The organism is Serratia sp. CY76391, assembly GCF_052166695.1.
Classification (GTDB): Bacteria; Pseudomonadota; Gammaproteobacteria; order Enterobacterales; family Enterobacteriaceae; genus Serratia; species Serratia nematodiphila.
On the sequence record NZ_JBJNOJ010000001.1, the window covers coordinates 761,657 to 782,457 of the forward strand.

Genomic DNA, 20,801 nt, shown 5'->3' on the forward strand with positions numbered 1-20,801 from the left:
CACCCCGATTGAACGACGCCATCCCTCGTCCTCAAGCCAAGTCGCAGAAGGTCTTCACCCCTCTGCTGGAAATCCGTAACCTCACCAAAACCTTCGACGGGCAGAATGCGGTCGAAGACGTCAGCCTCACCATCTACAAGGGCGAGATCTTTGCGCTGCTTGGCCCGTCCGGCTGCGGCAAGTCCACCTTGCTGCGCATGCTGGCCGGCTTTGAACAGCCGACGGAAGGGCAGATCGTGCTCGACGGGCAGGATATGTCGCACGTGCCGCCGTACCAGCGGCCGATCAACATGATGTTTCAGTCGTACGCGCTATTTCCGCACATGACCGTGGAGCAAAACATCGCGTTCGGCCTGAAGCAGGACAAAATGCCGCGGGCGGAGATCGCCGAACGGGTGGCGGAAATGCTGGCGCTGGTGCACATGCAGGAGTACGCCAAACGCAAACCGCACCAGCTTTCCGGCGGCCAGCGGCAGCGGGTGGCATTGGCACGCAGCCTGGCCAAGCGGCCGAAGTTGCTGCTGCTGGATGAACCGATGGGCGCGCTGGACAAGAAGCTGCGCGATCGCATGCAGCTGGAAGTGACCGACATTCTCGAGCGCGTCGGCGTGACCTGCGTGATGGTGACGCACGATCAGGAGGAGGCGATGACCATGGCGGGGCGTATCGCCATCATGAACCGCGGCAAGTTCGTGCAGATCGGCGAGCCGGAAGAGATCTACGAGCATCCGAACAGCCGCTTCAGCGCCGAATTTATCGGTTCGGTCAACGTCTTCGACTGCGTGCTGCAAGAGCGCCACGACGATGCGCTGATCCTGCAAAGCCCCGGGTTGCGCCATGCGATCAAGGTGGATCCGGATGCCTCGGTGGTGGATGGCGTGCCGATCCAGGTGGCGCTGCGGCCGGAAAAGATCCTGCTGTGCGAACGGGTGCCGGAAGACGGCTGCAACTTTGCGGTGGGGGAAGTGGCGCACATTTCCTACCTGGGCGATCTGTCTATCTACCACGTGAAGCTGCACAGCGGGCAGATTATCAGCGCCCAGCTGCAAAACGGCCATCGTTTCCGCAAGGGGATGCCCACCTGGGGCGATGAAGTGCGTCTGTGCTGGGAAACCGACAGCTGTGTCGTGTTGACGGTGTAGTGGCGCTGGTGAGGAGTAACCCGTATGACCCTGCTTTCTGAACGCACGCCGGAACCGCCGGCCAAAACGCCCGCCACCCTCAAGGCCCTGTTCCATCGCCTGCTGATGGCTCACGGCCGCAAGCTGGTGATCGCATTGCCGTATTTATGGCTGACGCTGCTGTTTATGCTGCCGTTCCTGATCGTGTTCAAGATCAGCCTGGCGGAGCTGGCGTTGGCGGTGCCGCCCTACACCGAGCTGATGAGCTGGGTGGACGGCAAGCTGAACATTGCGCTCAACTTCGCCAACTATCTGCAGCTGACCGACGATCCGTTATATATCGATGCCTACCTGCAGTCGCTGCGCGTGGCGGCGGTCTCGACGCTGTGTTGCCTGATCATCGGCTATCCGTTGGCCTGGGCGGTGGCGCACAGCAAGGCGTCGACCCGCAACATTCTGCTGTTGCTGGTGATCCTGCCTTCCTGGACTTCGTTCCTGATCCGCGTCTACGCCTGGATGGGGATCCTGAAAAACAACGGCACGCTGAATAACTTTCTGATGTGGCTAGGGGTGATCGATCAACCGCTGGTGATCTTGCACACCAACCTGGCGGTGTATATCGGCATCGTTTATTCCTATCTGCCGTTTATGGTGCTGCCGATTTACACGGCGCTGATCCGGCTGGATTACTCGCTGGTGGAGGCGTCGCTGGATCTGGGCGCCCGGCCGCTGAAAACCTTCTTCAGCGTGATCGTGCCGCTGACGCGCGGCGGCATCATCGCCGGTTCGATGCTGGTGTTCATTCCGGCAGTGGGGGAGTTCGTGATCCCGGAACTGCTCGGCGGGCCGGACAGCATCATGATCGGCCGCGTGCTGTGGCAGGAGTTCTTCAATAACCGCGACTGGCCGGTGGCCTCGGCGGTCGCCACCATCATGCTGCTGTTGCTGATCGTGCCAATTTTGTGGTTCCACAAACACCAGAACAAGGAAATAGGGGGGCAGGAATGAACAACTTGCCGGTAGTGCGTTCACCGTGGCGCATCGCCATCCTGACGATCGGCTTTACCTTCCTGTATGCGCCGATGCTGATGCTGGTGATCTACTCCTTCAACAGCTCCAAGCTGGTGACGGTGTGGGCCGGCTGGTCCACGCGCTGGTATAGCGAACTGTTCCACGATTCGGCGATGATCAGCGCGGTGGGGCTCAGCCTGACCATCGCCGCCGCCTCCGCCACCGCCGCGGTGGTACTGGGGGCCATCGCCGCCGTGGTGATGGTGCGATTCGGCCGCTTTCGCGGTTCGACCGGCTTCGCGTTTATGCTGACCGCGCCGCTGGTGATGCCGGACGTGATCACCGGCCTGTCGCTGCTGCTGCTGTTCGTGGCGATGGGGCATGCCTTCGGCTGGCCGTCGGAACGTGGCATGTTCACTATCTGGCTGGCGCATGTCACCTTCTGTACCGCTTATGTGGCGGTGGTCATCAGCTCGCGTCTGCGCGAGGTGGAGCGCTCGATTGAAGAGGCGGCGATGGATCTGGGGGCGCCGCCGCTGAAGGTGTTCTTCGTCATCACCTTGCCGATGATTGCGCCGGCGCTGATCTCCGGCTGGATGCTGGCGTTTACCCTGTCGCTGGACGATCTGGTGATCGCCAGCTTCGTCTCCGGCCCGGGCGCCACCACGCTGCCGATGCTGGTGTTCTCCAGCGTGCGGATGGGGGTGAACCCGGAAATTAACGCGTTGGCCAGCCTGATCCTGCTGGTGGTGGGCATCCTCGGCCTGATCGCCTGGTGGTTTATGGCGCGCTCGGAAAAACAACGATCGCGTGAATTGCAGCGGGCGGCCCGTAGCTGAATCGTAACAAACCTGCTATTTTTGCAATCAATAAGTATTGCAACTAACTACCTGACTTTACATGCGCCACCTGTATAGGTGGCGCGTCGTAGCGGAACACGGATATGTCAGACATGCTGAAAAGCGGGCAGGGAATGGGATCGACTTCGGATGCGCCGGTGCCGGTGATGGTGGCGGGCACCGCCATGGTGGCGATCAAGTGTATCAGCGTGCTGCTGCTGCTGGGTGAGCTGGGCGTCGACGGCGCGCAGGAGTTCGTCAACACCAGCGCGCAGGCGTGGGATTCCACCTTTATCTTTCTGGCCGGCCTGATGCTGCTGTGCCTGCAAATCAGCTGCGGCTTTGCGGTGATGCGCGGCCGCAATTGGGGGCGCTGGGGCTATGTGGTCTGCCAGTGCATCGTGGTGCTTTACCTGCTGTTGGCCACCATCGGCAGCGTCTTCCCCGAGGTGTTCACCGTGGAGGGGGAAACCAGCGGCCAAATCCTGCACGTTCTGATCCTGCAAAAGATCCCCGACGTGCTGATCCTGGCGTTGCTGTTCGTTCCTGCCGCCAGCCGCCGCTTCTTCACCGCGCGCAAGTGAGATTTTAGGCGCGCGGAGTGGTAAACTCTGCGCCCTTAATTCGTCATCCTGAACTTCACGGTAATCTTCATGCATTGCGCTTTGTATACGGCGGGCACCTGCCGTTCCTGTCAGTGGCTGGAAAAGCCCTATCCGCAGCAACTGGCCGACAAACAGCATCACCTGCAATCGCTGCTGGCCGGGCGCGACGTCGCGCAGTGGCTGCAGCCGGTGGCGGGGGAACTGAGCGCATTTCGCAATAAAGCCAAGATGGTGGTCAGCGGCAGCGTGGAGCGACCGCTGCTCGGCATGTTGCACCGCGACGGCACGCCGGTCGATCTGAGCGATTGCCCGCTGTACCCCGCCGGTTTTGCGCCGATGTTTGCGGTGCTGAAAAGCTTTATCGCCCGCGCCGGTCTGACGCCGTATAACGTGGCGCGCAAACGCGGCGAGCTGAAATACCTGCTGCTGACCGAAAGCACGCTCGACGGCGGCGTGATGCTGCGTTTCGTGCTGCGCTCGGAAACCAAACTGGCACAGCTGCGCGCCGCGCTGCCGTGGCTGCAGCAGCAGCTGCCGCAGCTCAGGGTGATCTCCGCCAATATTCAACCTGTGCATATGGCGATCATGGAAGGGGAGCGCGAGATCGCGCTGACCGAACAGCAGGCGCTGGAGGAACAGTTCAATCAGGTGCCGCTGTTCATCCGCCCGCAAAGCTTCTTTCAGACCAACCCGCAGGTGGCCGCCGATCTGTATGCCACCGCCCGCGACTGGGTGCGCGCGCTGGGTATCGACAGCATGTGGGATCTGTTCTGCGGCGTCGGCGGTTTCGGCTTGCACTGCGCGCAGCCGCAGACGCGGTTGACCGGCATCGAAATCAGCGCGGAGGCGATCGCCTGCGCGCGCCAGTCGGCGCAGCGGTTAGGGTTGTTGCAGGTAGATTTTCAGGCGCTCGATTCCACCCGCTTCGCTACCGCCGAAGGCCAGGTGCCGCAGCTGGTGCTGGTCAATCCGCCGCGGCGCGGCATCGGCCAGGCGCTGTGCGACTATTTGGGCCGGATGGCGCCGGACTATATTCTTTATTCGAGCTGCAACGCCGAGAGCATGGCGAAAGATATCGAGATGTTGCCGGGGTATCGCATCGAACGGGTGCAGCTGTTCGATATGTTCCCGCATACCTCGCACTACGAAGTGCTGACGCTGCTGGTGCGGATTTTATAAAACATAAGGCCCGGATAACCGGGCCTTATTGCTTACTGCGGGAACCACTTGTCGTTGATGGCCTTATAGGTGCCGTCGGCCTTGATGGCGTCCAGCGCGGCGTTCAGCTTGGCCAGCAGCGCCTGGTTGTCCGGGCGCACCGCGATGCCGAGACCGGTGCCGAAGTATTGCGCATCGGTGATGTGCTCGCCCACCGGCGCCAGCTGCGGGTTGGTTTTCAGCCACTCGTTCACCACGGCGGTGTCGCCGAACACGCCGTCGATACGGCCGTTTTTCAGCTCCAGAATGGCGTTCTGGTAGCTGTCGTAAGAAACGGTGTTAATCTCCGGGTGCTTGTCCTGCATGTATTTCTGGTGGGTGGTGCCGTTTTCCATGCCGAGCTTTTTGCCTTTCAGATCCGCCAGCGAGTTGAACTTGCCTTTTTGCGCGATCACGATCGCCGAGTTGGCGTAGTAAGGCTGGGTGAAGGCGACCTGTTTGCTGCGCTCCGGCGTGATGTCCATACCGGAAATCACCGCATCGTATTTCTTGAATTTCAGCGCGGCGATCAGGCTGTCGAACGCCTGGTTGGTGAAGGTGCACTGCGCCTGCATCTGCTTGCACAGCGCGTTGGCCAGATCGATATCGAAGCCGACGATCTGGTTGTTGGCGTCAAGCGATTCGAACGGCGGGTAGGTGGCGGAGGCGGCGAAGCGGATGGTTTCGGCCGCGGTGGCGTTAAAGGTCATCCCGGCTAACATCGTCGCGGCAAGCAGCAGTTTTTTCATGCGTAGAGCTCCTGTCTGGATCCTGAAAGTGATTATTCGCTATCGTTTGTTTTTACTGGTAATCGCCAGAGGTTTTTGCGCGAATGCCTGTTGTTAACCCTGCCATTGAGTGAATTAAAATGCAATATAAATGATTAAGTATTGCCTTGAGGGGTAAAAAAAGCCCCGCACAATGGCGGGGCTCATGGGGGCGGCGGCCTCAGTTGCGGCGTTCAAACGCCAGCGCGCGGCGCTCCACCAAGCGCATCAGCAGCGTCAGCAGGCCGTTGACGCACAGGTACACCAGGCCGGCGGCGCCGAACACCATCACGTCGTAGGTGCGGCCGTACATCAGCTGGCTGTAACCCATCACTTCCATCAGCGTGATGGTATAGGCCAGCGAGGTGCTTTTGAACACCAGCACCACTTCGTTGGAGTAAGACGACAGCGCGCGCTTGAAGGCGAACGGTAGCAGAATGCGCAGCGTCTGCCGGCGCGACATGCCCAGCGCTTCGCACGATTGCCACTGCCCGGCGGGAATGGCGCGCACCGCGCCGTAGAACAACTGCGTGGTGTAGGCCGCGCTGTTCAGCGCCAGCGCTATCATCGCACACAGCCAGGGCTGCGACAGCAGATTCCACAACCAAGGGTAGTCGCGGATCGCCGGGAACTGGCCGGGGCCGTAGTAGATCAGGAAGATCTGCACCAGCAGCGGCGTGCCGGTGAACAGCGTCACATAAACCTTGACCAACGGCGTCAGGATCGGCGTTTTCAGCGTCAGGATCACCGTCAGCAGCAGCGACAGCACCAGTGCGACGATCAGCGCGGCGACGGTCAGCGTCAGGCTGGTGTGCAACCCTTTGAGGATTTCCGGCAAATATTCAATCATCAGGCCGGCCCCCGCTCAAAGCGCGTGGCGCGCAGCTCAATGCGTTTGATGACGTATTGGCTGAACAGCGTCACCAGCAGGTAGATGGCCGCGGCGATCACATACCAGGTAAAAGGCTCCTGGGTGCGGGTAGCGATGCTCTTGGTTTGCAGCATCAGATCGTTCACGCTGATCAGCGACACCAGCGCGGTGTCTTTCAACAGCACCAGCCACTGATTGCCGAGGCCGGGCAGGGCGTGGCGCCACATCTGCGGCATGATCAGGCGAAAGAAGATCGCCGCCTTACTCAGTCCAAGCGCCTGACCGGATTCCCACTGCCCCTGCGGCACCGCTTTGAGCGCGCCGCGCAGCGTCTGCGAGGCGTAGGCGGAATAGAGCAGGGCCAGAGCGATCACCCCGCACAGGAACGGGCTGACTTCGAAATTGTCGATCGCCAACTGAATCGGCAGCTGGAACAGACCGAGGTTGAGGATAAAGCCGTCGGAGAGCATCAGCAGCAGCTGCGACGAGCCGAAATAGATAAACAGCACCACCAGGATTTCCGGCAGGCCGCGCAACACGGTCACCCAGGCGGTGCCGAGCCAGCTGACCGCTTTCCAGCGTGACGATTCCCATACGGCGAACAGCATCGCCAGAATCAGTCCGAGGATCAGGGCGCAAACGGCAAGGCCGACGGTCATGCCGGCGGCGCTTGCTAAAGGTTGTAATTCATTCATTTGGGCGTATTACTGCTGGAACCATTTTTTGTAGATGGTTTCATAGGTCCCATCCTGCTTGATCTTGTCCAGAGCGGCGTTGAACTTGCCCTGCAGATCGGTGTTCTTCTGGCGCACCGCGATGCCAAGGCCGGTGCCGAAGTAGTCTTTGTCGGTCACTTTGGCGCCCACTGCCGCCAGCGCGTCATTCTGCTTCAGCCACTCGTTGACCACCGCGGTATCGCCGAACACCGCATCAACGCGGCCGTTCTTCAGATCCAAAATGGCGTTCTGGTAGCTGTCGTAAGGCACTGTGGTGATTTCCGGGTGCTTGTCGGTCAGGTATTTCTGGTGGGTGGTGCCGTTTTGCACGCCGACTTTCTTGCCTTTCAGCGCCGCCACGTCGGCGATTTTGCCTTTCTGCGCGATGAACAACGCTGAGTTATCGTAGTAAGGCTTGGTGAACAGCACCTGCTTCTCACGCTCCGGCGTAATGTCCATACCGGCCATCACCGCATCGAAACGCTTGAACTTCAGGCTCGGGATCAGGCTGTCGAACGCCTGGTTGGTGAAGGTACACTCGGCCTGCATTTCTTTGCACAGCGCGTTGGCCAGATCGACATCAAAACCCTGAATCTTGTTGCCGGCGTCAATAAATTCAAACGGAGGATAGGAGGCTTCGGTAGCGAAACGGATGGTTTCGGCTGCGGAGGCGGAAACGCTGATGCCGGCCAGAACGGCGGCGATTATTAGTTTTTTCATCGCAAACTCCCCAAATTACAGCAAGTTAATTGTTAATGTGATAAGTAATTAGCAAACTCGGTGGTCCGCGGCTGCGTGAAGTGGCTGCTGTCGCCTTGCTCCACTACGTGGCCGTTTTCCATGTACACCACGCGGCTGGCGGTTTTGCGCGCCACTTCCACTTCGTGGGTGACGATCACCTGCGTGATACCGGTGCCGGCCAGTTCGCGAATGATGCTGACGATCTGGGCGGTGATTTCCGGATCCAGCGCTGCGGTCGGTTCATCGAACAGCAACACCTGCGGCTCCATCATCAGGGCGCGGGCGATCGCCACGCGCTGCTGCTGGCCACCGGAAAGGTGCAGCGGGAAGCGATCGGCGAAGTCGGTCAGGCGCAGACGCTTGAGCAGCTTGTCGGCGCGCTCCATCGCCTGAGCCTTGGTCAGACCCAGCACGCGGCAAGGTGCCTCGATCAGGTTCTGAACCACGGTGAGGTGAGGCCACAGGTTGTATTGCTGGAACACCATGCCGACGTTTTGCCGCAGTTCGCGAATGGCTTTCTCGCCCGGCGCCTGCCTGAAGTCGAATTGGTTGCCGGCGATCTGCAGTTGGCCCGAACGCGGCATTTCCAGCAGGTTCAGCACCCGCAGCAATGAACTTTTCCCGGCGCCGCTTGGGCCAAGCAGCACCAGGGTTTCCCCGGCTGGACATTCCAGCGTGATGTCAAACAGCGCCTGGTGAGCGCCGTAATAGCAATTGATACCGTTAAGTTGAATACTCATGCGCCAGAATTGAATAGACATTGATGCCGCAAATGTTAACTTCCACAGAATACTTATGCAATCTTTGTGCGTTAAAATTTATGAGTGTGCGGCGGGACAGTAAAAGATTAGCACAAGATACCGCGACTCAAGCCGGGGGAGGGGATTTGTGGCGCAGGCTGTGAGATCGGTAGCGAAATTTTTTCTATTGGACGAAATTCGAGCGGTAGACGGGCGGCGGGATGACCGACGCGGCCAGCCCGCGTCGGCCGGGGGAAGCGGGTTACTGGTTTTCCAGCACCTGGCGTACGCTGCCGTTGGTGGCGTGCGCTGGAACATTCAGGTAGCGAATATCATCAACCACCCAGCAGGTGCCTTCGCGCACCATCAGCACTTCGTCCTGCCAGTTCACGGTGCTGTTGGCGTCTTTCTGGTAGCTCAGGTCAACGCGCAGCGGGATGTTCTTCGCATCGGTGTTAGGAATGGTCGAGGCGCTGGCGACGGACGCGCTGCTAGGCCCTTGCGCATTGCCGGAGAACAGATCGCCGGTAATCTGATGCTTGCCCGGGTTTTGAGCGGTGCTGACCAGATCCTGATACAGCACTTTGCTCAGATAAGGCTGCAGCTGCGCCAGGCGGTTGCTGTCCGGCAGGCCGGCGCCCTGCTGGATGCGCAGGTCATAGAACTTTTGCGCGACCGTATCCGGGCCGCCTTCCACACAGCTGCCGCTGCGGGTGCCGATATCCTTGTATGCCGGTTCCACCGTGGTACAGGCACTCAGCAACAGCGCTAAGGGTAAAACAGCCGCAATCGTTTTTGTTTTCATCTTATTACCTTATGTGAAAGTCTCTACCATGAAGACCGATAGCTTACAGTATAAATGCGTTTTTTGGCCTTGCATTCGTACTGCGTGCCATTGATTAAGCGAACATAATGTCAATCTTCTGGTCATAGATACGTTGAATTAATCAAACAAGGAGTTCTGATGCAGCTTTCAACTACCCCGACCCTGGAAGGGTTTACCATCACCGAATACTGCGGCGTCGTCACCGGCGAAGCGATTCTCGGCGCCAACATTTTTCGTGATTTCTTCGCCGGCGTGCGCGATATCGTCGGCGGCCGTTCGGGCGCTTACGAGAAAGAGCTGCGCAAGGCGCGACTGATCGCGTTCGAAGAACTGGAAGATCAGGCGAAAGAGCTGGGCGCCAACGCGGTGGTCGGCATTGATATCGATTATGAAACCGTTGGTAAAGACGGCAGCATGCTGATGGTGACCGTCAGCGGCACCGCGGTGAAAGTCGGCCGCTAATCCCATGCCTTAACGCCCAGGCTCACGCCGGGGCGTTTTTACTTTGTCGGCGGGTGGCTTCCGTGGCGACTATTGCTTAGCGTTAACGCTAGACCAAATCATCAAACCACAGGGAGGATGAGTGAAAATTTGGCCAGGGATCATCGCCGCCGCGCTGTTGGCGGGATGCCAAAATCCGCAGCAGAACACGCTCGTCGATCGTGGCGCTTACCAGCTCGAAACCTTGCATCAGGCGCAGGGCGCCGATCGGCGCATTCGCTTTCTGGTGATGCACTATACGGCGGAAGACTTTCATTCATCACTGAAAACGCTGACCGATGAACACGTCAGCGCACACTACCTGTTGCCGGCGCACCCGCAGCGCGAACACGGCAAACCGACGGTGTACCGGTTGGTGCCGGAAGCGATGCGCGCCTGGCATGCCGGCGCCAGCGCCTGGCGCGGGCGCAGCAATCTCAACGACACCTCGATCGGCATTGAAATCGTCAACAAGGGGTTCACCCGCAGCATGCTGTTCACCCATTGGCAGCCTTATACGGCGGAGCAGATCGCCGTGCTGATCCCGCTGAGCCGCGACATCATCCAACGCTATGGCATCCAGCCGCAGGACGTGGTGGGGCACAGCGACATCGCACCGCAGCGCAAACAGGATCCCGGCCCGCTGTTCCCCTGGCGACAACTGGCGCAGGCCGGCATTGGCGCCTGGCCGGACGAGGCAGACGTGCAGCGACTGCTGGCGGGGCGAGACAGACAGGCGCCGGTGCCGATGGCATCGCTGCTCAATAAACTGGCGCGTTACGGCTACGCGGTTGATTCGTCGTGGGATGCGCGGCAGCAGCGCAATGTGATGGCGGCGTTTCAGATGCATTTCCGGCCCGACGATGTTCGCGGTGAGCCGGATGCAGAGAGCGAGGCGATTATCGATGCGCTGCTGGTGAAGTACGGCGCGTGGCGTTGATTACAGGCCGTGCAGTTTGCCGTGATCTTTCAGCCAGCGGGCAGTGCGCGCGATGCCTTCTTCCAGCGAGACGATCGGCTGATAGCCCAGCTCTTGCTGCGCGCGGGTGGTATCGAGCGTGAGGTCGAAGTTGAGTTTGGCGACGCCGTAGTGGGTCAACACCGGCTCCTTTTCGCTTTTGCTGCCCAGGCGCTCCATGCCGCGCGCCATCATGTCGAGCATCGGGTAGGGGACGGAGCGAATGCGGCATTTCATGCCCAGATCGTCGATCAGCTGCTGCACCACAGTGCGCAGCGGGCGCGGCTGCTGGTTGGTGATGTTGTAGGCGCGGCCGGACGGCGTATCTTCTTTTAACGTCGCCAGCCACATGGCGTGCACCGCATTCTCCAGATAGGTCATGTCCACCATCGCCGCGCCGCCGCGCGGCAGCAGCAGGTTGCCGTAGCGTTTGATCATCTGCAGCAGCCGCGGCAGCATCACCTTGTCGTGCGGCCCAAACAATCCCTGCGGGCGCAGAATGGTGAAATGGGTCTGCGGATTGGACAGCGCCAACTGCTGGATCACCTGCTCGCCGGCGGCTTTGCTGCGCGCGAACTCATTGGCGTAGCGCTGCGGGCGGAAGTCTTCGGTTACGTTGCGGTGATGGTGGTAATCGAAATAGATCGCCGGGGAAGAGATGTGAATGAACTGCGCCACGCCATAGGCCGCCGCCCATTCACCAAGGCGGCGAGTGGCGCGCACGTTGGCCAGCTCGAAGGCTTCTTCGGTGCCCCAGGGAGAGGTAAAGCTGGAGCAGTGCCACAGCACGTCGACATCCGCCAGCATCGCCTTGGCCTGCGAAGAGATCAGGTTGGTGAGATCGGCATGAATGAACTCAGCGCCCATTTTTTCCAGCAGGCCGCCCATCGCCTGGTTGCGGCCGGTGGCGCGCACTTTGATGCCCTGGCGGCGCAGATATTCAACGGCGTTACGGCCTAACCCACTGGTGGCACCGGTGACCAATACCTTCATAACGGACTCTATTCTCACCCAAAATCGGAATACCGGCGGGCGCTTGCGGCGCTCCCAGCAAATAAGATGCCATTCTTCCGTGATTTCGTGCGCTATGCAATCGGAAAGCCCCGAAGCACAGCGGCAAACTGTGCGGTTGATCGACAAATGAGCGCCGTTCAGTGCTGTTGGCGGTCCAGGTTCTCGGCAAGCTCGGCGATGCGCTTCGCCATGCCGCGAAAAATAAACAGATGCGCGGGCATCATGGCGAACCAATACAGCAGCCCGCTGAAGCCGGCCGGGTGCCACCAGGCGCGCACGTCCAGCGTGCGGCGATCGCCGCGATCGGTAATGGTGAAGCTCAGCCGCCCCAGCCCCGGCGCCTTCATGCCGAACAGCAGCGCCAGCTGCCGCAGCGGCTTCAGCGTGATGACTTTCCAGCCGTCGATCTCGTCGCCCAGCGCCAGGGCCGCGCGCGCCGGGCGGCCATAGACCACGCCGTTGCCGATCATGTCGTCCATGCGGGCGCGGATCCGCCACAGGATATTGGCGTAGAAATAGCCTTCTTCGCCTCCCAACTGCTGCACCGTTTGCCACAGGGCCTGGCTGGAGGCGGCGGTGTCCAGCGCGCAACCGGCCTGTTTGGGGTAGTAGCCGTAGCCGGGGCGCCAGCGAGCCCGCGCCGCCGGATCGTAGCCCCAGTCGGCGGAGTCGACCACTTCCAGTTCGCGCTGCAGCGTGGCGGTGACCGCCTGATCAAAAGTGTGCAGACGCTGCGGGATCAAGGCTTGCAGAGGCCGGCCATCGGCGGGCAGATCGTGCTTCAACCCCTGGATCAGCGCGCGGGCGATCGGCGTTGGCACCGAGGTGATCAGGCTGATGAACCACACTGAAATCAGCCGCGTCGGCAAGGGGATCGGGATCAGCCAGCGCCGTTTGCCGCTGATGGCGATAAAGCGTTGGAACATGTCCTGATAGCTGAGGTATTCCGGCCCGGCGACATCGAAGATGCGGTGTTCCTGCGCCGGGTGCGCCAGCAGATCGGCCAGGTAAACCAGCAGGTTCTCCAGCGCCACCGGCGAGGACTTCGAGCGCACCCAGCGCGGCGGCGTCAGCACCGGCAGGTTATAGACCATGTCGCGCATCACTTCGAACGCCGCCGAGCCGGGGCCGACGATGATGCCGGCGCGCAGCTCGGTCACCGGCACGCCGCTCTGGCGCAAGATCTCGCCGGTCAGGCGGCGGGCCGCCAGGTGTGGCGAACTGTCGTCGTTCGGCTGCAGCGCGCCGAGAAAGACCACCTGCCTGACGCCGGCATTGCGCAGCGCGTCACGCAGATTTTCCGCCGCCTGGCGCTCCTTTTCGATAAAGTCGTCGCCGTCGCCCATCGCGTGCACCAGATAGTACAGCGTATCTATCTCCCACAGCGCCGCGCTCAGGGTGTCCGGGCGGTACAGATCGACATACAGGCAGTTGACCTGCGGCCAGTTCTGCTCCTGCAGCCACTCGATGCGCCGCGCGGCGGCGGTAATCTGGTGCCCCTGTTCGATCAGGTGCGGGATCAGGTTCTGGCCTATATAGCCGCTGGCTCCAAGAACCAGTACGCGTTGGGGTGTCATCGGGCCGCCTTGTGCGGTGAAAGAGTCGCAGAACGACAGGATGCCAAATTCAGGGTTTAAATGCACTTTTTGTATGGGTATAAGCCGGTTGCATCCGCCGCGGCGCAGGTTCACACTACGCGCCCCTTATCGAACGAAGACCGGATGTCATGAAGCTCAATGTGATTTGTTACGCCCTGCTGGGCCTGGCGCTGATCGCCAGCCTGTTCTCGCCGCATCCGGTGTGGATGGGGTTGCTGCTGGCGAACCTGCTGACGTTTCTGATCTATGGCGGCGATAAGCTGGCGGCGCGCAAAGGGTGGCGACGGGTGCCGGAGGCGACGCTGTTGCTGTTCGGCGCGCTGGGCGGGTGGTTGGGTGCATTGCTGGCGCAGCAGCTGTTTCGCCACAAGACCCAGAAGCAGCCGTTTAAAACCTGGTTCATCCTCAGCGTCGCGCTCAACCTGGCGGCGGTGCTGGGGCTGTGGTACTGGGTTTACGGCCGCTGGATCTTCTGATTGCGGGGCGCGGCCTGTGCGCCCCAAGCGATCAGGCGTGCTGCTGAAGAAACTCCCGCCACAGTTCGACCACCCGCTGCAGATCCTGACGGCTGACGTCGAGGTGGGTCAGAATGCGCGTTAGCGGGCCGCTGCTGATCAGCACGCCGCGTTCGCGCATCCACGGACCGAATTTGGCCGCCAGCGCCGGCGGTTGGTGCAGGTACAGCACGTTGGTCTGCGCGCCGGGAGCGGCGATCTCCACGCCGATCTGCCGCAGCTGTTGCTCCAGCCAGGCCGCGTTGTCATGGTCTTCGCGCAGCCGCGCAACGTTATGCTCCAGCGCGTAGAGGCCGGCCGCCGCCAGGATGCCGGCCTGACGCAGCCCGCCGCCGGTCATCTTACGCCAGCGCAGCGAACGCTGAATGAAGGCCTCGCTGCCGCACAGCAGCGATCCGACCGGCGCGCCCAACCCTTTCGACAGGCAAATGGTGAAGGTGTCGCAGTATTGCACGATCTCTTTCAGCGGCAGGTTCAGCGCCACGGCGGCGTTGAAGATGCGTGCGCCGTCGATATGCAGCGCCAGCTGGCGCTCGCGGGTAAACTGCCACGCCTGCTGCAGGTAGGCCTGCGGCAAGACTCTGCCGCTGATGGTGTTTTCCAGGCTCAGCAGCCGGGTGCGGGCGAAGTGGATGTCGTCGGGTTTGATGGCGGCGGCGAGCTTGTCCAGCGGCAGCGTGCCGTCGGCGTCGGCCTCGATTGGTTGCGGCTGAATGCTGCCCAGCACCGCTGCGCCGCCGGCTTCGTATTTGTAGTTGTGCGCCTGCTGGCCGACCAGGTATTCATCGCCGCGCTGGCAGTGGCTCAGCAGCGCCACCAGGTTGGCCTGGGTGCCACTGGGCAGAAACAATGCCGCTTCTTTGCCTGACAGGCGCACCGCCTCGGCCTCCAGCGCGTTGACCGTCGGGTCATCGCCGTAGACGTCGTCGCCGACCTCTGCCTCAGCCATCGCCTGGCGCATGGCGGCGCTGGGGCGGGTAACGGTGTCGCTGCGTAGATCGATAAGCATAGGGTTCCTGGAATGTAAGGGAGAGGAAAAGGGTACATGGCATCATATACCCTTTATTTTATCGGGGCAGCTTGCTTAGCGCAGCCAGTTGGTTTTCGCCAGTTCAACCACTTCGTCGCCGCGGCCGTTGATGATGGCGCGCAGCATGTACAGGCTGAAGCCTTTCGCCTGTTCGAACTTGATCTGCGGCGGCATCGCCAGCTCTTGCTTGGCGGTGACCACGTCCAGCAGCGCCGGGCCGGGATGCGCCAACATCTCCTGCAGCGCGCCGTCCAGGTCGGAGGCTTTTTCCACGCGGATGCCCTTGATGCCGGCGGCGTTGGCGATCGCCGCGAAGTCCGGATTATGCAGATCGGTGCCGTCGGTCAGGTAGCCGCCGGCCTTCATCTCCATCGCCACGAACCCCAGCACGCTGTTGTTGAACACCACGATTTTCACCGGCAGCTTGAGCTGCGCCAGCGACAGGAAATCCCCCATCAGCATGGTGAAGCCGCCGTCGCCGCACATGGCGATCACCTGTTTATCCGGCGCGGTGGCCTGAGCGCCGATCGCCTGCGGCATGGCGTTGGCCATCGAACCGTGGTTGAACGAACCGAGCAGGCGGCGCTTGCCGTTCATTTTCACGTAGCGGGCGGCCCACACCGTCGGCGTGCCGACGTCGCAGGTGAAGATGGCGTCGTCGCTGGCGTACTGGCTGAGCTGCTGCGCCAGATACTGCGGGTGGATCGGCTGGTCGTCGTTGGCAGTCGCCAGCCCGTCGAGATCCTTGCGCGCGTTGCGGTAATGCTCCAGCGCCTTGTCGAGGAACGCCCGATCGCGCTTCGGCTCCAGCTGCGGCAGCAGGGCGGTGAGGGTGGTGTGGATATCGCCCACCAGCGCCATATTGACCGGACAGTGCGCGCCGATGCTGCCGGGGTTGATGTCGATCTGAATGATGTTGGCGTTGGTGGGGTAGAACGCGCGATAGGGGAACTGGGTGCCGAGCAGCACCAGCGTGTCGGCGTTCATCATCGCATGGTAGCCGGAGGAGAAACCGATCAGTCCGGTCATGCCGACGCTGTACGGGTTATCCCATTCGATATGTTCTTTGCCGCGCAGCGCGTGGACCACCGGCGCCTGCAGCAGTTCGGCCAGCTTGACCACTTCATCGTGCGCGCCGGCGCAGCCGCTGCCGCACATCAGGGTGATGTTCTTCGCTTTATTCAGCGTTTCCGCCAGCTTGTTCAGCTCGCTCATCGGCGGCTGCACCAGCGGCAGCGCCGGGGTATGCCAGGTCAGGGGCGCGTCTTCCGGCGCCATGCGCAGCGCCACGTCGCCCGGCAAGACGACCACCGAGACGCCACGATTGAGGATCGCCTTGCGCATGGCGATCTCCAGCACGCGTGGCAGCTGTTCCGGGTTGGAAACCAGCTCGCAATAGTGGCTGCATTCGCGGAACAGCTCCTGCGGATGCGTTTCCTGGAAGTAGCCGCTGCCGATTTCGCTGGAAGGGATATGCGCGGCGATCGCCAGCACCGGCACATGGTTGCGGTGGCAATCGAACAGACCGTTGATCAGGTGCAGGTTGCCGGGGCCGCAGGAACCGGCGCACACCGCCAACTGGCCGGTAAGCTGGGCTTCGGCGCCGGCGGCGAAGGCGGCCACTTCTTCATGACGGGTGCCCAACCATTCGATGGTGCCCATGCGGTGCAGGCTGTCGCTAAGGCCGTTGAGCGAATCGCCGGTCACGCCCCAAATGCGTTTTACGCCGGCTTGATCCAGCGTTTTGGCGATCAGTGTGGCTACGGTTTGCTTCATGGTTCCCCCAAACAAGGTTTGAAAAACGATGTGGACTCGATCCGGTGAGTGGCAGCAGAACAACTGCAAGCATAGCTTACCGGCTGTGGACGAGATGCGGTCAGGAAGGGTAAAGAGCGTAGGACGGGGAAAAGTGTAACCGGGCTGGCCGCGGGGAGCTTGCCGATAAATGCCCCATCGCGGCGATGGGGCCAGGGGATCACGCCAGCGTGACGTTACCCTGCAGCTGGCAACTGCAGGCGAGCACGTAGCCTTGCGCTATCTCTTCCGCGCTCAGCGTCATGGTGCTGGTGGTGGTGTAGTCGCCCTCGAGGATGCGGGTTTTGCACGAGCCGCACACCCCGGCGCGGCAGGCGGCGTTGACCGGCAGGGCATGGGCCTCCATCGCCGCCAGCAGCGTGCTGCCAACCGGTACGCGGAATTCGCGCAGCGGGCGCGCGGCGCGCAGCGTCAGCCCTTCGGTGGCGTCGGCCTGCGCCGCCGGCGTGTGGAACTGCTCTTTATGGAAACGCTCGGCCGGCACGCCGAGCCGGCGGCACAGCTGCTCCACCTGATCCATGTAGGACGCAGGGCCGCAGGTCATCACCGTGCGTTCGGCGATATCCGGCGCCGCCTGCCGCAGCGTCTGTTCATCGATGCGGCCGCTGAGGTAGCCGGGTTGCAGATCCTGCTCGGCCATCAGCGTCAGGCGCAGCTGCGGATGGGCGGCGCACAGTGCGCGCCACTGATCGGCGAAAATCGTGTCGGCGGGGGTGCGCACGTTAACGATCGCGACGATATCGCAGGCCGGACGGTTGGCGGTCAGCCAGCGGCACATCGAGACGATCGGCGTCACGCCGCAGCCGGCGGCCAGCATCAGATAACGATCGGCCGGGTGGCGCTCGCAGCTGAACTCGCCCTGCGCGTCGGACAGCCACAGCGTGTTGCCGGGCTTGACCTCTTGCGTCAGCCAGCGCGATCCGACGCCGTCCGGCAGGCAGCGCACGCTGATGCTGAGAAAGCGGCTCTGGCCGGGCGAGGAGGAGAGCGTATAGGCGCGCAGCGTCTCCTCGCTGTTGCGGATGCTGACCAGCGCAAACTGGCCGGCCTGGTAAGGATAGAAAACGTCGCAGATCAGGTTCAGCGTCCAGACGTCGGCGGTTTCACGCCGGATGGAATGCACCTGCATGCGGTTCGGGCAAAGCGGAGTGGGTTGAGTCATCGGGGCACCTCAAAAAGCAAAGGGGCCGGCGCAGGCGGCCCCATAACGTAACGGCATCAGGCGAGCAGCGCGGTGATATCCTGCTCGACGGTGGTGATCGGGCGCAGGCCGAATTTCTCGTTGAGGATCGCCATCAGGTTGTCAGTCAGGAAGCCCGGCGCGGTCGGGCCGGTGACGATGTTTTTCACCCCCAACGACAGCAGCGTCAGCAGAATGACGATCGCCTTCTGTTCAAACCACGACAGCACCAGACTGAGCGGCAGCTCGTTGACGCTGCAGCCGAGCGTGTCCGCCAGCTTGACCGCCAGCATGATGGCGGAGTAAGCGTCGTTGCACTGGCCGACGTCCAGCAGGCGCGGCAACCCCTCCAGCGTGCCGAAGTCCAGCTTGTTGAAACGGTACTTGCCGCAGGCCAGCGTCATGATCAGGCAGTCTTGCGGCACGCTGCGGGCGAAGTCGGTGAAGTAGCTGCGCTCGTCGCGGCTGCCGTCGCAGCCGCCGACCAGGAAGACGTGGCGCAGTTTTTTCTGCGACACCAGGTCGATGACCGTGTCGGCGGCGTTCAGCAGCGTCTGGCGGCCGAAGCCGACGGTGATCAGGTGCTCAATCTCGGTGTAAGGGAAGCCGTTCATGCCCTGAGCCTGGCGGATCACGGCGCCGAAGTCGTCGCCTTCCAGATGGTTGACGCCCGGCCAGCCGACGATGCTGCGGGTCCAGATACGATCGCCGTAGTTGCCGACGTTCGGATCGATGATGCAGTTGGAGGTCATCACGATCGGGCCGGGGAATTTGGCGAATTCCGTCTGCTGGTTCTGCCAGCCGCTGCCGTAGTTGCCCACCAGGTGCTTGAATTTTTTCAGTTCCGGATAGCCGTGCGCCGGCAGCATTTCGCCGTGGGTGTAGACGTTGACGTTTTGCCCTTCGGTTTGTTCGAGCAGCATGCGCAGATCTTTGAGATCGTGGCCGGAAATCAGAATGGCTTTCCCGGCCACCGGGCGCACGTTGACCGCGCTGGGCTGCGGATCGCCGTAGGCCTGGGTTTCACCGCGATCGAGGATCGCCATCACGCTGAAGTTCATCTTGCCGATGCCCATGGCGTTGTTCAGCAGGGTGTCGACGTCGCGCGGCCGGGTGCCGAGCCAGGCCATGAAAGCGTGGTAGTCGGCATAGAGCTGTTCGTCGAACTGGCCGAGCACGTGCGCGTGTTCCATATAGGCCGCCGCGCCTTTCAGGCCGTACAGGCACAGCAGGCGCAAACCGTGTACGTCGTCGCCGACCTCGGCCTTGTCGCTGTCGAGGGCAAATTGCGCCGCCTGTTGCAGCAGCGCAGGCATATCGTCGCCGGCCAGCTGCAGCGCCGCCATCGGGTGATCGACGCGCGCGCCGGCATCCAGCAGCCGGCAACGGGCGGCCAGCGAGTCGCGCAGCAGCAGGGTTTCCCGCGCGTAGCCGATGATGCGCTGGGAATCGAAGTTGACGTTGGTCAGGGTGGCGAAGAAGGCGCGCGGAGCGAAGCTGTCGATCTCGTGGTCGACGATGCCCAACGAACGCGCCTGCAGCGCCCAGGCGGAGAGGCTCTGCAGCGCCGCCACCAGCAGATCCTGCAGATCGGAGGTTTCCGCCGTTTTGCCGCACATGCCCTGAGCATACGCGCAGCCGTTGCCTGCCGGGGTTCGGATGGTTTGTTCACATTGCACACAGAACATAGTCGCTTCCTTTTATTTTAAAGTTGCATTTGTAATGCTTGTTTAAAAGCATAGATCGGCGATCGGGGTTGCAAAAGGCTTTTGTGCGACTACTGCGGGCAAGTTTGATTTAGCGCAATTTTGCCGTGCGGATGGGAATGATTACGCTTTGGGGGCCGGGTGGCCCCCAGGGGGAAAGGATCAGGAGAACAGGGCGATCAGCACCGGCGCCAGCAGGCTCAGCAAGAAGCCGTGCACGATGGCGGGCGGCACCATGTCCAGCCCGCCGCTGCGCTGCAGCACCGGCAGGGTGAAGTCCATCGAGGTGGCGCCGCACAGGCCGAGGGCGGTGGAGCGGCTGCGGCGCACCAGCGTCGGGATCAGCATGATCGCCACCAGCTCGCGTGCCAGATCGTTGAAGAACGCGGCGCTGCCCATCACCGGGCCGTAGGCGTCGGTGATCAGAATGCCGGACAGCGAGTACCAGCCGAAGCCGGAGGCCATCGCCAGCCCGGCCTTGACCGGCAACCCCAGCAGCTGAGCCGCCAGCGCGCCGCCGGCCAGCGACGCGACGGTCACCACCAATGCCACCAGCGTGCCGCGGCGGTTGAGCACGATCTGGCGCAGCGTCATGCCGCTGTTGCGCAGCTGAATGCCGACCAGCAACAGCAGGAAGATCAGCGCATATTCGCTGCCTTTATGGGCGAACTGCAGCCATTGCCACTGCGTCAGGCCGAGCAGGAAGCCGCCGAGTACCACGCCGCACAGCTTGAGCGACTCCAGCGCCATGTGCACGCGCGAAGGCAGCTTTTCCTGTTTATGGCTGCTGCGCCACGGCATGCGCCGCTCCAGTAGCGCCAGCAACAGCAAATTGGCGCAAAGAATGCAGAGGAAGAACACCGCGCTGTACTGGAAGATCAGCACCAGGTTGCTGCTGAGATCTTCCATGAACGCCAGGCTGATACCCATGAAAAACAGGATCACGTACACCATCCAACTGAGCAGCCGGTTGATCAGCACCAGCAGCGGGCGATGACGTAAGGGAATGAGGTAACCGACAATCAGCGGTAACAGAATAATCAACAGTCCTGAGTACATGGTGCAGCTTAT

21 protein-coding genes are annotated in these 20,801 nt (G+C 61.7%); 8 read left to right on the forward strand and 13 right to left on the reverse strand.

Annotation, left to right across the window (positions count from 1 at the left end):
• Window positions 1-8: 8 nt before the first annotated feature.
• The 5 genes from potG to rlmC all read left to right on the forward strand — a co-directional run bounded on the left by potG (window position 9) and on the right by rlmC (window position 4,755).
• Window positions 9-1,142: a putrescine ABC transporter ATP-binding subunit PotG gene (gene potG, locus ACJ8PN_RS03865; protein WP_049187444.1), complete on the forward strand. Its 1,134-nt coding sequence runs from the start codon at window positions 9-11 to the stop codon at window positions 1,140-1,142.
• Window positions 1,143-1,166: 24 nt separating this feature from the next.
• On the forward strand, window positions 1,167-2,129 hold the full coding sequence (potH, locus tag ACJ8PN_RS03870) for a putrescine ABC transporter permease PotH (protein WP_033633472.1): 963 nt from the start codon (window positions 1,167-1,169) through the stop codon (window positions 2,127-2,129).
• Window positions 2,126-2,971: a putrescine ABC transporter permease PotI gene (gene potI, locus ACJ8PN_RS03875; protein ID WP_442534622.1), complete on the forward strand. Its 846-nt coding sequence runs from the start codon at window positions 2,126-2,128 to the stop codon at window positions 2,969-2,971. Before potH ends, potI begins: the two co-directional genes overlap by 4 nt.
• A gap of 104 nt (window positions 2,972-3,075) precedes the next feature.
• A complete protein-coding gene (locus ACJ8PN_RS03880) occupies window positions 3,076-3,555 on the forward strand; it encodes a YbjO family protein (RefSeq protein WP_442534623.1) in 480 nt (159 codons plus the stop codon).
• Window positions 3,556-3,624: 69 nt separating this feature from the next.
• Window positions 3,625-4,755, forward strand: a complete 1,131-nt coding sequence (rlmC, locus tag ACJ8PN_RS03885) for a 23S rRNA (uracil(747)-C(5))-methyltransferase RlmC (protein ID WP_411261466.1) — start codon at window positions 3,625-3,627, stop codon at window positions 4,753-4,755.
• A gap of 32 nt (window positions 4,756-4,787) precedes the next feature.
• Here rlmC and artJ (ACJ8PN_RS03890) read toward each other — a convergent pair whose 3' ends face one another.
• From artJ (ACJ8PN_RS03890) to ACJ8PN_RS03915, 6 genes are all read right to left on the reverse strand, one after another.
• Window positions 4,788-5,522, reverse strand: coding sequence for an arginine ABC transporter substrate-binding protein (gene artJ, locus ACJ8PN_RS03890; RefSeq protein WP_082996896.1), 735 nt, complete (start codon window positions 5,520-5,522; stop codon window positions 4,788-4,790).
• Between the two features lie 199 nt (window positions 5,523-5,721).
• Window positions 5,722-6,390, reverse strand: coding sequence for an arginine ABC transporter permease ArtM (gene artM, locus ACJ8PN_RS03895; RefSeq protein ID WP_004928418.1), 669 nt, complete (start codon window positions 6,388-6,390; stop codon window positions 5,722-5,724).
• Window positions 6,390-7,106: an arginine ABC transporter permease ArtQ gene (artQ, locus tag ACJ8PN_RS03900; RefSeq protein ID WP_171453687.1), complete on the reverse strand. Its 717-nt coding sequence runs from the start codon at window positions 7,104-7,106 to the stop codon at window positions 6,390-6,392. Before artQ ends, artM begins: the two co-directional genes overlap by 1 nt.
• 9 nt (window positions 7,107-7,115) lie before the next feature.
• Window positions 7,116-7,847, reverse strand: a complete 732-nt coding sequence (artJ, locus tag ACJ8PN_RS03905; RefSeq protein ID WP_004928409.1) for an arginine ABC transporter substrate-binding protein — start codon at window positions 7,845-7,847, stop codon at window positions 7,116-7,118.
• 32 nt (window positions 7,848-7,879) lie between these two features.
• Window positions 7,880-8,608 (reverse strand): arginine ABC transporter ATP-binding protein ArtP, encoded by a 729-nt coding sequence (gene artP, locus ACJ8PN_RS03910; protein WP_004928406.1) that lies wholly within the window; start codon window positions 8,606-8,608, stop codon window positions 7,880-7,882.
• 262 nt (window positions 8,609-8,870) lie between these two features.
• Window positions 8,871-9,413, reverse strand: coding sequence for a lipoprotein (locus tag ACJ8PN_RS03915; RefSeq protein WP_015377301.1), 543 nt, complete (start codon window positions 9,411-9,413; stop codon window positions 8,871-8,873).
• A gap of 159 nt (window positions 9,414-9,572) precedes the next feature.
• On the opposite strand from ACJ8PN_RS03915, the gene ACJ8PN_RS03920 reads away from it, so the two are divergent.
• Together ACJ8PN_RS03920 and ACJ8PN_RS03925 are read left to right on the forward strand one after the other, a co-directional pair.
• The gene (locus ACJ8PN_RS03920; RefSeq protein WP_044031552.1) at window positions 9,573-9,896 is read left to right on the forward strand and encodes a heavy metal-binding domain-containing protein; all 324 of its coding nucleotides are present in this window, start codon (window positions 9,573-9,575) and stop codon (window positions 9,894-9,896) included.
• Between the two features lie 121 nt (window positions 9,897-10,017).
• Window positions 10,018-10,854: an N-acetylmuramoyl-L-alanine amidase gene (locus tag ACJ8PN_RS03925; protein ID WP_442534624.1), complete on the forward strand. Its 837-nt coding sequence runs from the start codon at window positions 10,018-10,020 to the stop codon at window positions 10,852-10,854.
• Here ACJ8PN_RS03925 and ACJ8PN_RS03930 read toward each other — a convergent pair whose 3' ends face one another.
• Complete coding sequence (locus tag ACJ8PN_RS03930) at window positions 10,855-11,865, reverse strand: NAD-dependent epimerase/dehydratase family protein (RefSeq protein WP_004928393.1); 1,011 nt, start codon at window positions 11,863-11,865, stop codon at window positions 10,855-10,857.
• A 158-nt stretch (window positions 11,866-12,023) separates the two neighbouring features.
• Window positions 12,024-13,463 (reverse strand): DUF2867 domain-containing protein, encoded by a 1,440-nt coding sequence (locus ACJ8PN_RS03935; RefSeq protein ID WP_442534625.1) that lies wholly within the window; start codon window positions 13,461-13,463, stop codon window positions 12,024-12,026.
• A 149-nt stretch (window positions 13,464-13,612) separates the two neighbouring features.
• Here ACJ8PN_RS03935 and ACJ8PN_RS03940 point away from each other — a divergent pair, with 149 nt between their 5' ends.
• Window positions 13,613-13,960, forward strand: coding sequence for a DUF1294 domain-containing protein (locus ACJ8PN_RS03940; RefSeq protein ID WP_060444279.1), 348 nt, complete (start codon window positions 13,613-13,615; stop codon window positions 13,958-13,960).
• 31 nt (window positions 13,961-13,991) lie between these two features.
• Here ACJ8PN_RS03940 and ltaE read toward each other — a convergent pair whose 3' ends face one another.
• The 5 genes from ltaE to ACJ8PN_RS03965 all read right to left on the reverse strand — a co-directional run bounded on the left by ltaE (window position 13,992) and on the right by ACJ8PN_RS03965 (window position 20,789).
• A complete protein-coding gene (gene ltaE / locus ACJ8PN_RS03945) occupies window positions 13,992-15,008 on the reverse strand; it encodes a low-specificity L-threonine aldolase (RefSeq protein WP_442534626.1) in 1,017 nt (338 codons plus the stop codon).
• A gap of 75 nt (window positions 15,009-15,083) precedes the next feature.
• Window positions 15,084-16,805: a ubiquinone-dependent pyruvate dehydrogenase gene (gene poxB / locus ACJ8PN_RS03950; RefSeq protein ID WP_033633465.1), complete on the reverse strand. Its 1,722-nt coding sequence runs from the start codon at window positions 16,803-16,805 to the stop codon at window positions 15,084-15,086.
• A gap of 199 nt (window positions 16,806-17,004) precedes the next feature.
• A complete protein-coding gene (gene hcr, locus ACJ8PN_RS03955) occupies window positions 17,005-18,006 on the reverse strand; it encodes an NADH oxidoreductase (protein WP_442534627.1) in 1,002 nt (333 codons plus the stop codon).
• A 56-nt stretch (window positions 18,007-18,062) separates the two neighbouring features.
• Complete coding sequence (gene hcp / locus ACJ8PN_RS03960; protein WP_171453692.1) at window positions 18,063-19,712, reverse strand: hydroxylamine reductase; 1,650 nt, start codon at window positions 19,710-19,712, stop codon at window positions 18,063-18,065.
• 180 nt (window positions 19,713-19,892) lie between these two features.
• The gene (locus ACJ8PN_RS03965) at window positions 19,893-20,789 is read right to left on the reverse strand and encodes a lysine exporter LysO family protein (protein WP_171453693.1); all 897 of its coding nucleotides are present in this window, start codon (window positions 20,787-20,789) and stop codon (window positions 19,893-19,895) included.
• Window positions 20,790-20,801 lie beyond the last annotated feature (12 nt).